Annotated in this window: 12 protein-coding genes; 8 read left to right on the plus strand and 4 right to left on the minus strand. The window is 53.4% G+C overall.

Going from position 1 to position 14,330, the window contains the following annotated elements:
* The first annotated feature begins 24 nt into the window (after positions 1-24).
* The 4 genes from RHK62_RS07185 to dnaN all read left to right on the plus strand — a co-directional run bounded on the left by RHK62_RS07185 (position 25) and on the right by dnaN (position 6,665).
* The gene (locus RHK62_RS07185) at positions 25-2,550 is read left to right on the plus strand and encodes a CHAT domain-containing protein (RefSeq protein WP_310453496.1); all 2,526 of its coding nucleotides are present in this window, start codon (positions 25-27) and stop codon (positions 2,548-2,550) included.
* Between the two features lie 2 nt (positions 2,551-2,552).
* On the plus strand, positions 2,553-3,824 hold the full coding sequence (locus RHK62_RS07190; protein WP_315863379.1) for a HAMP domain-containing sensor histidine kinase: 1,272 nt from the start codon (positions 2,553-2,555) through the stop codon (positions 3,822-3,824).
* Positions 3,825-3,890: 66 nt separating this feature from the next.
* Complete coding sequence (murJ, locus tag RHK62_RS07195) at positions 3,891-5,459, plus strand: murein biosynthesis integral membrane protein MurJ (RefSeq protein WP_206200170.1); 1,569 nt, start codon at positions 3,891-3,893, stop codon at positions 5,457-5,459.
* 96 nt (positions 5,460-5,555) lie between these two features.
* Positions 5,556-6,665, plus strand: a complete 1,110-nt coding sequence (dnaN, locus tag RHK62_RS07200) for a DNA polymerase III subunit beta (RefSeq protein ID WP_302678295.1) — start codon at positions 5,556-5,558, stop codon at positions 6,663-6,665.
* Here dnaN and RHK62_RS07205 read toward each other — a convergent pair.
* Positions 6,662-7,294: a CPP1-like family protein gene (locus tag RHK62_RS07205; protein ID WP_149819363.1), complete on the minus strand. Its 633-nt coding sequence runs from the start codon at positions 7,292-7,294 to the stop codon at positions 6,662-6,664. The two genes, dnaN and RHK62_RS07205, sit on opposite strands and share 4 nt — an antisense overlap.
* Before the next feature lie 252 nt (positions 7,295-7,546).
* Between RHK62_RS07205 and RHK62_RS07210 the strand changes: the two genes are divergently transcribed.
* The 4 genes from RHK62_RS07210 (at position 7,547) to RHK62_RS07225 (ending at position 10,599) form a co-directional block, all read left to right on the plus strand.
* Positions 7,547-7,846: a hypothetical protein gene (locus RHK62_RS07210; RefSeq protein WP_310453498.1), complete on the plus strand. Its 300-nt coding sequence runs from the start codon at positions 7,547-7,549 to the stop codon at positions 7,844-7,846.
* A 66-nt stretch (positions 7,847-7,912) separates the two neighbouring features.
* The gene (gene bchL, locus RHK62_RS07215) at positions 7,913-8,758 is read left to right on the plus strand and encodes a ferredoxin:protochlorophyllide reductase (ATP-dependent) iron-sulfur ATP-binding protein (RefSeq protein WP_149819367.1); all 846 of its coding nucleotides are present in this window, start codon (positions 7,913-7,915) and stop codon (positions 8,756-8,758) included.
* 44 nt (positions 8,759-8,802) lie between these two features.
* Complete coding sequence (locus RHK62_RS07220) at positions 8,803-9,183, plus strand: DUF5331 domain-containing protein (protein ID WP_206200172.1); 381 nt, start codon at positions 8,803-8,805, stop codon at positions 9,181-9,183.
* 33 nt (positions 9,184-9,216) lie between these two features.
* Complete coding sequence (locus RHK62_RS07225; RefSeq protein ID WP_302678297.1) at positions 9,217-10,599, plus strand: ferredoxin:protochlorophyllide reductase (ATP-dependent) subunit N; 1,383 nt, start codon at positions 9,217-9,219, stop codon at positions 10,597-10,599.
* 53 nt (positions 10,600-10,652) lie between these two features.
* Here RHK62_RS07225 and RHK62_RS07230 read toward each other — a convergent pair whose 3' ends face one another.
* The 3 genes from RHK62_RS07230 to RHK62_RS07240 form a co-directional block, all read right to left on the minus strand.
* Entirely contained in the window at positions 10,653-12,809 is a 2,157-nt protein-coding gene (locus tag RHK62_RS07230) for an AMIN domain-containing protein (protein WP_310453499.1), read from the minus strand.
* A 94-nt stretch (positions 12,810-12,903) separates the two neighbouring features.
* The gene (locus RHK62_RS07235; protein WP_310453500.1) at positions 12,904-13,626 is read right to left on the minus strand and encodes a pilus assembly protein PilO; all 723 of its coding nucleotides are present in this window, start codon (positions 13,624-13,626) and stop codon (positions 12,904-12,906) included.
* Positions 13,623-14,324, minus strand: coding sequence for a PilN domain-containing protein (locus RHK62_RS07240; RefSeq protein WP_310453501.1), 702 nt, complete (start codon positions 14,322-14,324; stop codon positions 13,623-13,625). Before RHK62_RS07240 ends, RHK62_RS07235 begins: the two co-directional genes overlap by 4 nt.
* Positions 14,325-14,330 lie beyond the last annotated feature (6 nt).

Genomic DNA, 14,330 nt, shown 5'->3' on the forward strand with positions numbered 1-14,330 from the left:
GTTGAGGAACCACCGAGGAAAAAAATGAACACCAGAAGATGCCTTGTCCGGGGCGCGATCGCCCTTGGAAGTAGTCTGATTCTTGGTCTGTGTTCGCCAACTCTAGCCCAGCCATCCCCCCAGCAATTTCAGGAACTCGCCAATCAAATTGATCAACTGCGGGAACAAGGTAATATGCAGGCTGCTATTCCCCTAGCAGAGCGCTTTGTGACCTTAGTGGAAAATACACTGGACAGCAACCATCCCCTTTTGGCAGCCAGTCTCAACGAATTGGCAAAGCTCCATGTTGAGCAGGGAAATTATGCAGCAGCACTCCCCCTCTATCAGCGGGCATTGACTATCTACGAGCGTGCTGGTGGGTCAGATCAACCAGAGGTGTCTGCAACACTCAATAACTTGGCCAATCTTTACCGTGCCCAAGGGAACTATGATACTGCGTTGCCAGTGTTTCAGCGGGCATTGGCGATCGCCGAAAAGACCCTAGGGTTCAATCATCCCGAAGTGGCGGTCATTCTCAATAACATCGGTCTCCTCTACACTGAGCAAAAAAAGAGGGCAGCCGCCCTGCCCTTGTATCAACGCGCCCTCAGAATCTTTGAGCAAACCCTTGGGGAGAAGAGTCCCTACGTGGCAACAACGCTGAACAACCTCGCAGCCCTGTATCGGGAACAAAAGAATTATGCTGACGCCTTGCCCTTGTACCAACGTGCCCTTCAGATTCGCGAACAAACGTTGCCCGCAGGTCACCCCGATATTGCTGCCAGCCTGAATAATTTAGCCACGCTCTATTTTGATCAGCGCAACTACGCAGCGGCACTGCCTCTCTATCAACGGGCGCTGGCGATCGCCCAATCCCGCCTTGGGGAAAGCCATCCCCATACCGCTGCTGCGCTAGGAAACCTTGCTGCGGTCTATTGGCAACAGGGAGATTTGAGGCAAGCCCTTGCCCTACTGAACAATGTTCAAGAAATCGAAGAAAAGAACCTCACTCAAAATCTGGTCGTTGGTGCTGAGGATTACAAGCGCAGGTATCTAGCTACCTTTCAAGACACGACGAATGCCATTCTCACGCTGCACCTGCAGAACCTGCCCCAAGATCCTGAGGCCACCGCCTTGGCTCTGACAACACTCTTGCGCCGCAAAGGGCGATTACTGGATTTTCTCAGCCAGAACCAAGCACGACTGCGACGGCAACTAGCGGCGCCAGATCAAGCGAAGCTCCAGCAACTCACCACATTGCGCACAACCATCGCTAAACTCGTTTTTGCTTCAGCAAAGCCAGCAGCTTTCTCCCAAGTGCAGCAGCTTCAAGCCCAGGCCAATCAACTGGAAGCCGAACTGAGTCTGCGCAGTGCTAGCTTTCGCGAACTCACTCAACCCGTAACCATCGCTGCGGTTCAACGAGCGATTCCGGCTAATGCTGCTTTGATTGAGTTTATTCGCTATCGCCCCTACGACTTGGGCAAACAGAGGTTTGGTGAGCCGCGCTATGGCGTCTATGTATTGCGTGCCACGGGTCAGCCCCTAGGGAGAGATCTTGGCACCGCTGCTGAAATTGATACCCAAGTACGCCAGACTCGCTTACGTTTGGCTGACCCTCGCTTACCCAAGGGTGAAGTTCAACGGGCAGCTCAAGTTCTTGCCGAGCGGGTGATGACGCCGATTCGTCCGTGGATTGGCAATGTGACTCATTTGCTCATTGCCCCGGATGGGGAGTTGAATACTATTCCCTTTCAGGCACTTGTGGATGCCCAAGGGCGCTATTTAGTGGAGTCTTACATGATCACATTGCTGACCTCTGGGCGCGAACTCTTGCGCCTTCAATCCCAATCTGTAACTGTTCATACTCCTTTGATTATTGCTGACCCTAGTTTCGATCGCTCCTTCGGCAATGCCCCTTCAGCAACGGTGCGCTCTCTTGATTTGCGGAGTTTGACTTTTGCTCCCCTACCGGGGACGACTGAGGAAGCGCAAGCACTGAGGGTGCTCCTTCCCCAAGCTCAGGTATTACTCCAAGCAGCAGCCACAGAAGCAGCGGTTAAGGCAGCAAATTCCCCTAAAGTTCTCCACTTGGCCACTCACGGCTTTTTTTTAGCTAATTCAGAAAACAAGGGCATCCTTGACAACCCCCTCTTGCGATCCGGGTTGGCCTTGGCGGGATTTAACCAACGCCAGAGTGGTTCAGATGTGGATGATGGTGTCCTTACTGCTTTGGAAGTGACCGGCATGAACCTCAGCGGCACAGAATTAGTGGTGTTATCGGCCTGTGATACGGGACGGGGGGAGGTGGTCAACGGTGAAGGGGTCTATGGTCTGCGCCGTGCCTTTACCATAGCCGGGGCGCGATCGCAGGTGAGTACCCTATGGAAAGTGGATGATCAAGTAACCCGCGATATGATGGTGGCCTTTTACCAAAATCTGCGCCGAGGCATGGGGCGCACAGAAGCCCTGCGGCAAGTCCAGCTTCAGCGACTCAAGGATGAATCCCCCTACTATTGGGCGGCGTTTGTTTCCAGTGGTGATTGGTCTCCCTTAGCATTGCCCCGATGACGATGGTTCGTGCCATTCAATACCGCCTTGCCCTGTGGTATGTGGGGGTAACGGCACTCCTGCTCCTCATCTTTGCCACGGGGTTCTTTTTCTATGTGCGGGGAACCCTGATCGAGCGCATTGATGACACCCTCAGCCACGTTGTTGAGGTGGTGAGTCGTTCCCTGATTATTGACACGGGCACGGCGGAAGCCATTGATTGGCAAACCAGTTTAGGCAGTAGTCCCCTTGCGGCACTGGAGGAGGATCACATTGACCTAGAGGGGTTTACTCCGGATCAGCAGTTGGCTTGGAGCACGTTTTCAGAACCCCTTGATCTGCCCTTGCATCTGAATCGGACAGCAGAAACGGTGCAGGTGGGGGAGGATCGCTGGCTACGGCAGATGACGGTGGCCTTAGTGGTGGGCGATCGCCTACTGGGCTATTTGCGGGTCAGCCATCCTTGGTTCGAGGTGACCCAACCGAGTCAAGCCCTACTCTGGGATCTCTTGGTTGGTATGACCATCACGCTGACACTGGTGAGTATTAGTGGCTGGTTTTTGTCACGGCTGGCGATCGCCCCCCTGCAGCAGTCCTATGCTTATTTGAAGCAATTTACCGCTGATGCTTCCCATGAATTGCGCAACCCCGTGGCCCTCATTCAAACCAATGTCCAGGTTGCCTTAGCCACTGCGGATCCGGAAACCCAGCGCCAACAACTCCTAGTCATTGAACGCCTTAGTCGTCGCCTCAGTCGCTTAGTGGATGATTTGCTCTTTCTAACTCGTCAAGATAGCGGCATGATTCCCCTGCAAGCCCAGCCCTGTCACCTTGATGCCCTGCTTTTGGGGGTGATTGAGGAGCAAACGCCCTTGATTGAGCAAAAACACCTTCAACTGGCGTTGGAGCTTGCGGATCCCCAGACCTCAGAGACAGAGGCCTATCGTCTGTGGGGCAACCCCGATCACCTGAGTCGTTTGTTAACGAATATCCTCAGTAATGCCGTGCAATATACCCCTGCCGGTGGTCAGATTCAAGTGAGGTTGGATCAGCAGGGCAAATTCTACCGCCTGGTGATTGCCGATAATGGACCGGGGATTCCCGCCAGTGAACTGCCCCGCCTGTTTGATCGCTTTTATCGCCTTCAGGGCACAAAGTCTGAAGGGACGGGTTTAGGGCTGGCGATCGCCCAATCCATTGTCAAAGCCCACCGCGGTCAGATTCAGGTGACTAGCGAAGTCGGTCAAGGCACCTGCTTTACGATTCTGCTGCCAGCGGAAATAAAAGAGATCTAGATCACTGGTACGATCATCGCCAGAGTTATCCCCAAATCCGCCAGTTTTATTAGGATTGCCACCACTGTGGAAAAGAAATCGCGTTCGCTTGCCCATGTTGCCACCATTGTTGCCGTTGCAACGCTGTTGAGTAAAGTCGCGGGACTGGTTCGCCAGCAGGCGATCGCCGCCGAATTTGGTGTTGGCGCCGCAGTGGATGCCTACAGTTATGCCTATGTGATTCCGGGGTTTCTCTTTGTGCTCTTGGGGGGGATCAATGGCCCGTTCCACAGTTCGATCATCAGTGTGGTTCTCAAGCAGCCGCCCGAAAAAGCCGCGCCCCTCGTGGAAACCATTACCACCGTTGTGGGTGCCCTATTACTGGTGCTGACCGCCATTTTGATGGTGCTGGCTGACCCCTTAATTCAACTCATTGCCCCCGGTGCCAGTCCAGAGATTCAAGCCTTAGCCGCAGAGCAGTTTCGGATTATGGCACCCTTGGCCGTGCTCTCGGGTTTGATTGGCATTGGCTTTGGTACCCTCAATGCTGCCGATCAGTACTGGTTGCCCTCGATGAGTCCCTTGCTGTCTAGTTTGGCAGTGATTATTGGCATTTGGTTCTTTGCTGATCAATTTGGCCCAGCAGTGCTCGCTTGGGGAACCCTAGCGGGAGGGGTGCTGCAATGGCTTGTACAAATTCCTGCCCAATGGCAAGCCGGCATGGGTACATTGCGATTACGTTTTGATCTCAATCGTCCTGAGGTGCGGGAGTTAATTCAACTCATGGGGCCTGCTACCCTATCCTCGGGAATGCTCTTGATCAGCGTCTATATCAGTCTCTTCTTTGCCTCCCAGTTGCCTGTGGGGGCTGCGTCGGCCTTGAGTTACTCCCAACTGCTCTTTCTAACGCCCTTAGGGATTCTCTCCAATGTGATCCTTGTGCCCTATATGCCCATTTTTTCAAAGTTGGCACAACCAGAACATTGGCCGGATCTCAAGGAACGCATTCGCCAGAGTTTGGTACTCACTGCCTTGAGTATGATGCCCCTCGGTGGCATGATGGCAGCTTTGGCATTGCCGGCAGTGCGGGTGGTCTATGAGCGGCGTGCCTTTGATTTTCAGGCCTCCCAACTGGTGGCGGCGCTACTATTGGTTTATGCCATTGGTATGTTTTTCTACCTTGCCCGCGATGTTATTGTGCGGGTCTTTTATGCCCTAGAGGATGGCCGCACACCCCTCTACATCACCCTCTGGGGATTGGGATTTAATGCCCTGTTTTGCTTTTTCTTTACCCAAGCCTTTGGCGCTGTTGGGTTGGCAATGGCCACTGTTGGAGTGAATACCGTATCGTTTATTGCCCTGACTTGGATTTTGCACCGTCGTTTGGGGGGGCTACCTTGGGGGGAGCTAATTGTGCCCTTGGTGGGAATTGCCCTAGCCAGTGTGCTCAGTGGTGGGGCAGGTTGGGGTGCCCTCAAAGGACTGGAATTGCTCTGGGGGCGGGAAGGCTTGGGGGTGCAACTGTTGCAGTTGGCGATCGCCGGCAGTGTCAGCCTAATTGTTTTTGCAGCGGCTATCTCGCCCCTAAATCTACCGGAGCTAGAGTTTTTCCTGAGCAAAGTACGGCGGTTTTTGCCCAAGCGATACCAGTCATAGATTGCATAGTATGCTAGTAGATCGGCCAATAACGAGCCGCGTTTTTTCTTCTCTCCGTTGCCTCTCATCCCATCTGCCTCTGCCGTGGAGTACACCATGAAAGTTGTTTGTTCACAATCAGTTCTCAGTAGTAAGCTTGCCCCCCTGAGTCGCGTTGCGCCGAGCAATCCGTCGCACCCGATTTTGGCGAATATTCTCCTGCAAGCTGAAGGTGGCCGCCTCGGACTCTCCGTCTTTGATCTCAGTTTGGGGATGCAAATCTGGCTGGATGCAGAGGTGAAGGTGCCGGGGGCAATTACTGTTTCTGCCAAGCTCTTTAGTGAGATGGTGGCGCGAATGCCCAATCGCGATATTGAGATTACGGCGGAAGATACGCGGGTGATCCTCGACTATGGCAGCGGTTTCTTTGAGATTCAGGGGATGAGTGCCGAGGAATTTCCTGCTCTGCCCACGTTAGAGGATGTGACACCTGTAACCTTGACTGCAGAGGCATTGCGGCGGGGACTTCAGGGGAGTTTGTTTGCGGCGAGCACCGATGAAACCAAGCAAATTCTCACCGGGTTGCATGTGACGTTTGAGATCGATCGCCTTGAGTTTGCAGCAACCGATGGTCATCGCCTCGCCGTTACGCTGACTGAACAGCCTGTGCCGGAAGCCCTCTCGCCGATTACAATTCCGGCAAAATCCCTCAAGGATCTAGAGCGGCTGATGGCAAAACAAGACGGGGATGTAGCGCTGCGCTGTGACCCGACTCAAGTGGTGTTTGATATTGGCAACGATGCTCGCATTACCAGCCGTCTGTTGGAGGGGCAGTATCCCAATTACCGCCAACTCATTCCCAAAACCTTTGCGCGCCAAGTCACGGTGGAGCGATCGACCCTAGCAGATGCCCTAGAACGGGTGGCAATTCTTGCGGCTCAAAAGAATAACGTCGTCAAAATCAACATTGATGCCGAGGCTCAAGAACTCAAACTCTCGGCTGAGGCGCCGCAATTGGGCAGTGGCGAAGAGAATGTACCGGCTCAGATTTCTGGGGAGTCGATGGAGGTGGCCTTCAATGTCAAATATCTTCTCGAAGGACTGAAGGTGATGAATAGTTCAGAGGTGCAACTGCAACTCAACGGCGAAACCCAGCCTGCGATCCTCCTCCCCCTTGGGGAAGCCCAGATGAAATACTTGGTGATGCCGATTCAAATTCGCAGTTAGCGCAGGAAATTGCTGGTGAGCCAAAAGGTGACGAAAACGCCAATGCCCACCAGTTGATCCACATTGAGGAAGACCCCCGGCAGACCAAGCTGGTAAATGCCCACGGCGATCACTGCGCCCAATATCAAGGCAAGGAGGGTGATCAAAAAGGCACGGCCAAGGCGTTGTTCCTTGCGTTGCAGCCACACGAGGTTAAAGCCAACCCCCAGTGACAGCACCAATGCCAAGGTATCAGGATTGGCCTGAGACAGCCCGATCGCCATCAGAACGGCATAGACCGTTGAGGTAATGGCAATGCCCCGCAGGTTGGGGGTGTCTAACTGTTGCTGCCACCACTGAAGGGCGGGATGATTCGCAATGCGATTGGGCTTAGCTGGCGCCGGTTCATTGAGTTGCTCAGCATAGCGAATGCGCTCAGGCACTTTGATTTTGCCCTCTTGGCGTTGCCGCAGCCGATCCATCAAAATGGCATCGTAGGCTGCTTCAATTTCGGTACGCTGCCGTTCATCCCCCGGATGAGCCGCTAATAGCGCATCCCGTGCTTCCTTGATTTGCTCGAAAGAAGCGTCTTCCGGCACTTGCAGCTTTTCGTAGGGGTTGTCACTCATGGCAAATTGATCTTTGTTCATTGGCCATTCTTACGGGCGGTATCAACAGCGGACTGAAGGCTACCCTACAGCTTAACGATGCCGCACCTTTCCAAGGAGCTAATTTTGCTCGTCCAGAGAGATGGCAGAGAAAAACGCTGTAGCACAATCGCCTTCCCTCAAATTCTAACCACTTCCTAGGGAAAACGAGAGAAAGTAGCGCTCAAAGGGATGCAGCTGCCTAAATTGTAACAAATCATTTACTTTCGAGATTCTTAATTATTCTTTACAGCGATGCGGGCGATCGCCCCTTGGGGGAAACGTTCCTTTTTTCAGATTTCTTTTGGCGCGATCGCTGGGCAGGTCAATTTTAGCCTTGGGTGCAATCGATCAGGGAATGACTTGGCGGGGGGAGTTTTTGTATTTTTGTTTAATTTAACTAAAAAACTAACAGCAAAAAAATTAAAGATAACTTCTCAAAGAACCGCCAGTTTCCTGAGAGACTTCCAAAACTTGAAAAAGCGTTTGCTCATCCTCAAATCAGCTGAAATTTTATTACAAAAAGATTATTTTTCTAACCACTGCCGCTTCTAGCGATCGCTGGCCGAGAATAGCAGTTAGGTCATCGTGTCGCTCCATTACTTAGGAGGCAAGGTCAACGTGAAACTCGCAGTGTACGGTAAAGGCGGAATTGGCAAATCCACCACCAGTTGCAACATCTCAGTGGCGCTGGCGCGGCGGGGCAAGAAAGTCCTGCAAATTGGCTGTGACCCCAAACACGACAGCACATTTACCCTGACAGGCTTTCTGATTCCCACCATCATTGACACGCTCCAAGCCAAGGACTACCACTACGAGGATGTCTGGCCAGAGGATGTGATCTACAAAGGCTATGGCGGTGTGGATTGCGTCGAAGCGGGTGGCCCCCCGGCTGGGGCAGGTTGTGGTGGCTATGTCGTCGGTGAAACGGTCAAGCTCCTCAAGGAACTCAATGCCTTCGATGAATACGATGTCATTCTCTTTGACGTTCTGGGGGATGTGGTCTGTGGTGGCTTTGCGGCCCCCCTTAACTATGCCGATTATTGCCTGATTGTCACCGATAATGGTTTTGATGCCCTCTTTGCGGCGAATCGCATTGCCGCCTCCGTCCGTGAAAAAGCGCGCACGCACCCCCTGCGCCTCGCGGGTCTCATTGGTAATCGCACCAGTAAGCGGGATCTCATTGAAAAATATGTGGAAGCCGTGCCCATGCCCATCCTTGAGGTGCTGCCGTTGATTGAGGATATTCGCGTGTCACGGGTCAAGGGCAAAACCCTCTTTGAGATGGCCGAAAGCGATCCCAGTCTCAACTATGTCTGTGACTACTACTTGAACATTGCCGATCAAATTTTGGCGCGGCCTGAGGGGGTGGTGCCCAAGGATGCCCCCGATCGCGACCTTTTTGCCCTGCTCTCCGACTTCTACTTGAATCCCCAAGGGTCAGAACGGTCACTCGCAGCGGTCTAAAACTCCCCTAGAATACTCCACGGATCCCCTTCGCTGGAGTGAGTATGAACCCTGAGCAATTACGGCAAAGCGCACGCAGTAAGTGGCTGGCCTACTACCAAGAAAACCGCCATTGGATTGTCCGCTTGGCGATTTGGAGTACCTATCGCGGTCAACGGCGCCCCTCCTCAAGTTTTATTTTGGGGGTGCTGACGGCTTTGGAACCGCGCTTACTGGATGCTCTACCCGTCATTGTCGAACTCAGCAACGATCCCGATCGCATTATTTCTGCCTTGGGCTTGAACTTCAACCCCGACGAAGAACTGACCAACGGCGATAACCCTGCTCAACTGCTCCCCGAACCTCGCTTACTACCCCCTAAGCCCTTTGTCAGTAATCGGGCTGAAGAACACGGTGAGGAGGCTGCTCAAAGTCATCAAACCTAGTTCCAATCGTTTCTAAATTTGGAGGCTCTCCCTATGACTGCGACTGCTCCCAATGCCCTCAACTTTGAGTGTGAAACGGGCAATTACCACACCTTTTGTCCCATCAGCTGTGTGGCTTGGCTGTACCAAAAAATTGAAGACAGTTTCTTTTTGGTCATTGGCACCAAGACCTGTGGCTACTTTTTGCAGAATGCGATGGGGGTGATGATTTTTGCCGAACCCCGCTATGCCATGGCGGAGCTAGAAGAGGGAGATATTTCGGCGCAACTCAATGATTATGAAGAGCTAAAGCGCCTCTGCCTCCAAATCAAGCGCGATCGCAACCCCAGTGTCATTGTCTGGATTGGTACCTGCACCACGGAAATTATCAAAATGGACTTGGAGGGACTGGCGCCCAAGCTCGAAGCCGAAATTGGCATTCCCATTGTTGTGGCTCGCGCCAATGGTCTCGACTACGCCTTTACCCAAGGGGAAGACACGGTGCTAGCAGCCATGGCCGCCCGTTGTCCCACGCCCACAGCGGTGAGCGATCCAGAGGAACGCAACCCCATCCAGCGCCTTCTCAACTTTGGCAAGAAAAAAGAGGATCTCCAAGCTGAATCCCACCAGTACCACGACCACCCACCCCTTATTCTCTTTGGCTCTCTGCCCGATCCCGTGGTGACCCAACTCACCTTGGAATTAAAAAAACAGGGCATCAAGGTGTCAGGATGGCTGCCTGCCAAACGCTATACCGAATTGCCAGTGATTGATGAGGGCTACTACGTTGCTGGTGTGAATCCCTTCCTCAGTCGTACCGCCACTACCTTGATTCGCCGCCGCAAATGTCAACTCATTACGGCTCCCTTTCCCATTGGCCCTGATGGTAGCCGCGCGTGGATCGAACAGATTTGTACCACTTTTGGGATTCAGCCCCAAGGCCTAGCGGAGCGCGAAGCCGAAACTTGGGAAAAACTGAGCGACTACCTTGAATTGGTGCGAGGCAAATCGGTCTTTTTCATGGGGGATAATCTCCTAGAGATCTCCCTAGCGCGGTTTTTGATTCGCTGTGGTATGCGGGTACTAGAAATTGGCATCCCCTACATGGATAAACGTTACCAAGCAGCCGAGCTAGAACTCTTGACGAAGACTTGTGCCGAAATGGGGCATCCCCTCCCCACCATTGTTGAAAAACCCGATAACTACAATCAACTTCAGCGGATTAAGGCGCTCCAGCCCGACCTTGTGATTACGGGTATGGCTCATGCCAATCCCCTCGAAGCCCGTGGCATCAGCACCAAGTGGTCTGTGGAATTCACCTTTGCCCAAATTCACGGCTTTGGCAATGCCCGTGACATTCTAGAACTCGTTACCCGTCCGCTGCGGCGCAATCAAGCCCTTGCAGGGTTAGGTTGGCAAAAAATGGTGACCCACTAAAAAATGAACCCCCTCTGAACAGACTCGGAGGGGGCAATCCCTACTTAGAGGCCTTAGCGTCGCCGTGGGGGTTGGAGAATCTGGTTTTGCAGGTTAGGCGGCATACTCCCCGGTGTTGGCGAGTACTGATAGCCGAACCCCGCATTCTGGGTATCATCAACAATCTTCGGCGTCACCATCACCACCAGTTCATTGCGTTGACGCTGGTTAGCTTCCCGCCGGAACAACCGCCCCAACAGGGGAATGTCTCCTAGGATTGGAATCTTAGTCACCAACGAGCGATCTTGATCTTGGATGATGCCCGCCAGCATCAAGGTTTGGCCATCCCGCAAGCGAATCCGCCCCGACTCCATCCGCCGTTGCGAGATCAGTGTCCCCGTGGAACCACCCGTCCCTGGGAAAATCACATCATAGGTACCGCTGGGAGCACTCACCTCTGGAGACAATTGCAGCGTTATAAAACCATTATCGTCAATTTGCTCTACGGTGACATTAAAAATCACCCCCACAGGTCGCAGGATTGGGCGAATCTGTTGAGTCGCGATCGCCCCGCCGCCACCAGTGGCTTGTTGAGCAGCAGTGGATTCAATGCCAGAGAAAATTTCTTGGGTCAAATTGACTTGCGCAGCACTCCCCTCCTGAATGACAAGGGTGGGGTTGGTCAGAATTGTGGCATTGCCAGTTTCAATAGAAAGTCGAAGCTGCGCAAAAAAGTCACTCAGTAGATTCCCCACGGGTATACTGACTGGTGCGCCAGTGAGGGGGGCAGGGGTCAAACCACCCACGTTAGGCGTAGTGCCACGAATCACCGTTAAACCATTTGGATCTAAAATGGCTCCCCACAGGCTGCTGCCAAAATTAGTAATTAAGTCTGCATTGGCTGTGCGTCCTCGTAGCAGGTTCACATCAATAAACTTGACATTGACCATCACCTGCCGCTTACGGATGTCAAATTGCTGAATCAATTGGGTGGCAATTTCTACCTTGCGGGGGGAGCCGATGAGGGTGACTGTGTTGGTGCGGGGGTCACCCACCACCTCTAGTCCCCGCAGGAGTGAGCTTCGACAAATTTGATCATCAACGCCCCTCGCTGCTTCTGGTACTTGCAGCTGCTCACAGCCGGTTGGCGCCTGAAATGGACCAGTATCTGGCAAGTTTGCACCATACATTTCCAACAGCTGCACTGCCCCTAGTTGCAGGTCACCCTCACGGGTACGGGTTTCGCGGTTGAGAGCAGTTTGGGCGGTTGTTGCAGCCTGGGCACCCCCAGCTCCGCTCCCGATGGTGCCCCCCGTTTGAGCCAGAGAGCTGATTTCCCGTGTCGTTGAACCCGCCCCAAAGACGCGCATCTGATTAAGGCGAATGGTGCGGACAATGCGGTTTTGGGCATCGGGGGGTAAGGCTTGACCCACAAAGATAGTGCGGCCTTGGCGATTGGCTTTGAGGTTAGTGACCCGCAGCACATAGTTGAATACGTCTTGAACGGATTCATTCTCGATATCGAGGGAGATGGTGACGCCGCCCCCTTCCCCATTGCCTTCCGGAAAGACAACGTTCATATTGGCGGCACGAGCCAGTAGGGAAAGAACCTCCCGCACTGGAGCCTCCCGCAGCAGTAGGCGGGGAATCCGTTCATTGGTGCCCAGTTGAATCACGTCGGGGTCAGCATTGAGGGGGCTAATCAGCATATCGCCAACAGGGGGTGGCACTGGGCGCGGCAGAAAAGGCGGCACCGCACTAGGGCCGGGGGGCATGGCCATGGGTTGACCACTGGGGGCAACCTGAGGGCCCGCGGGGCTTTGAGCCGTAATGAAGTTAATTTGCAGGCCATCGCGTCCTTCGCGGATGACTTCACCAATGGGAGCAGCACTAATGCCATTCACGGTGACGCGGATGGTTTTGGCGTCCAGTTGCACCACCTCGACGGAGGAGATACCGGGGGCGGGGTTGTCTTGGCGGAAGGCACCCCCTTGGGGCAGGCGCAGTTGGCTATTGGGAATATCAGCAATGGAGGCATTGCCGCGATTGACTGTGAAAACCGCTGGCCGTAGATTCCCCTGCACGTTGAAGAGGAGTTGAATGCCGTTGGGCGCTGTTACCAGACGAACTCCCGTGATTTCCGTTGCTGTGGCCCAAGTGGGGGTTTGACTGGCAGCAACAAGGGCGGTTGTGGCCACCCCTAAGCCGAGACGATGTAAAAGCTGACTCACGATGCTTGACTCCTCACGAATGCCACCAAATGTATGAAAAGAGAATGCAACTCGCTCCCAAGACACTCTACGCTGCTTTTTGGCTTGCCATGCGCTATTGCTGCTGTTGTTGTTGCGGTTGTCCTTGCTGCTCACCTCCTTGGGGTGGGGGGGCCAAAGCGGCAATTTCCTCAGGGGTTAGGGGTACATAGGTCATGAGCTTAAATGTGGTAATCACTTCGCCGGGCTTATCAGCAACGAGTTCCATCGTCAGGTTGTTAATCACGAGGAAGTTCTGCTGCTGGTCAATTTTTTGCATGATCTGCAAAATGCTGGGAAATGACCCTTGAATCGTAACGTTGGTTACCTGTTGTTTTAGTTTGGCATTTAATTCGGGGCCAAGGGAGCCATCTTGGACAATTCCTGAAGCTGCACTATCGGGTTCAAATGTGGTCAGTTGGGCGCCGCTGGTCAAGATCAGGCGGTTAATGTCAAGGAGGAGGGTGTCTAGGGCTTCCTGTGTCGCAAAGAGCGATCGCACGTCACGATTTTGCCGCTTGGCACGCTCTAGCCCCGCTACCACATCATTGAGTTGCTTCAGGATCACTTCCCGCTGGGAGAGGTCATTTTCCTGCTGGGCAATTTCCTCCTGTAACTTGGCCGCTTCCTCCAGTTTGGGGGCAATGAGAAGACTCCCCAAGTAAACCGCTGCTCCCAAACCTACCAAGGCAATAAGGACACCACTGACGACGGGTGTCAGGGTAATGCCAAAGACCGTCGGATAATTGGGTGCGGGTTCCTCAATCGGCGGGCCGCCAAAATCGCCAGTTAGGGTCATTCCTGTACCACTCCTTTTTCTTTGAGAAATTGAATGCGCGCCACCAGTCCTTCAACCCCATTGGCAGCCAGTTCATTGAGAAGTTCCGAGGCTGGCACGCTGGCGATCGCGGTTTTAATACTAAAGGAAACCCTTGCGGTTGTCTCTTCCTCACCCTGTTGATTTGCCCGTTCCGCCTTCACCAACTGAGTGGCCTTGCCATCAAAGAAGGGAGAGCGATTTTGCAAGAGCAAAAGAAAGTCACTGACTGCATCAAAGGAGACGGCTGTGCCTTCAATCGTTAGCTCTTGGCCTGTTTGTCCGCCTTGGGTAATCCGTCGAATTTGTACTTCCCCTGGCGTTTGAGTTGCCATATTGCGTATCACCGCCGACCAAGGTTTGACCTGATTAAACACCGTGGCTAGGGCTTTGGTTTCTGCGGCAATCTGTTCCTGCTCTTTTTTAATTTCATCCATGCGTTGCAGGTCTGGAGAAATGGCTGCGAGGCGATCCTGAATGCTTTTTTGTTTAATCGTCAGTTGTTGCAGCCAGAGGTTGGCACCCACCGAGCCGAGGAGAGCTAGCCCCACAAAGAAGAGGGCAGCGACACCACCGATAATAATCGGCACATTACTCATTCCTGCCGCTGCGGTTGTGGTAGCAGCCATGCCCCCCACTTCGGGACGTTCTTTAAGGAGGTTAATCTCAATTGAGTACATCGGGGA

Source organism: Thermosynechococcus sp. HY213 (genome assembly GCF_031460975.1).
Taxonomy (GTDB): Bacteria; Cyanobacteriota; Cyanobacteriia; order Thermosynechococcales; family Thermosynechococcaceae; genus Thermosynechococcus.

What these genes read in the sequence shown, in the direction of transcription:
- RHK62_RS07185 (WP_310453496.1), top strand. Translation starts at nt 25, where the DNA reads ATGAACACCAGAAGATGCCTTGTCCGGGGCGCGATCGCCCTTGGAAGT.
- RHK62_RS07190 (WP_315863379.1), top strand. Translation starts at nt 2,553, where the DNA reads ATGGTTCGTGCCATTCAATACCGCCTTGCCCTGTGGTATGTGGGGGTA.
- dnaN (WP_302678295.1), top strand. Translation starts at nt 5,556, where the DNA reads ATGAAAGTTGTTTGTTCACAATCAGTTCTCAGTAGTAAGCTTGCCCCC.
- RHK62_RS07205 (WP_149819363.1), bottom strand. Translation starts at nt 7,294, where the DNA reads ATGAACAAAGATCAATTTGCCATGAGTGACAACCCCTACGAAAAGCTG.
- RHK62_RS07210 (WP_310453498.1), top strand. Translation starts at nt 7,547, where the DNA reads ATGCGGGCGATCGCCCCTTGGGGGAAACGTTCCTTTTTTCAGATTTCT.
- RHK62_RS07220 (WP_206200172.1), top strand. Translation starts at nt 8,803, where the DNA reads ATGAACCCTGAGCAATTACGGCAAAGCGCACGCAGTAAGTGGCTGGCC.
- RHK62_RS07225 (WP_302678297.1), top strand. Translation starts at nt 9,217, where the DNA reads ATGACTGCGACTGCTCCCAATGCCCTCAACTTTGAGTGTGAAACGGGC.
- RHK62_RS07235 (WP_310453500.1), bottom strand. Translation starts at nt 13,626, where the DNA reads ATGACCCTAACTGGCGATTTTGGCGGCCCGCCGATTGAGGAACCCGCA.
- RHK62_RS07240 (WP_310453501.1), bottom strand. Translation starts at nt 14,324, where the DNA reads ATGTACTCAATTGAGATTAACCTCCTTAAAGAACGTCCCGAAGTGGGG.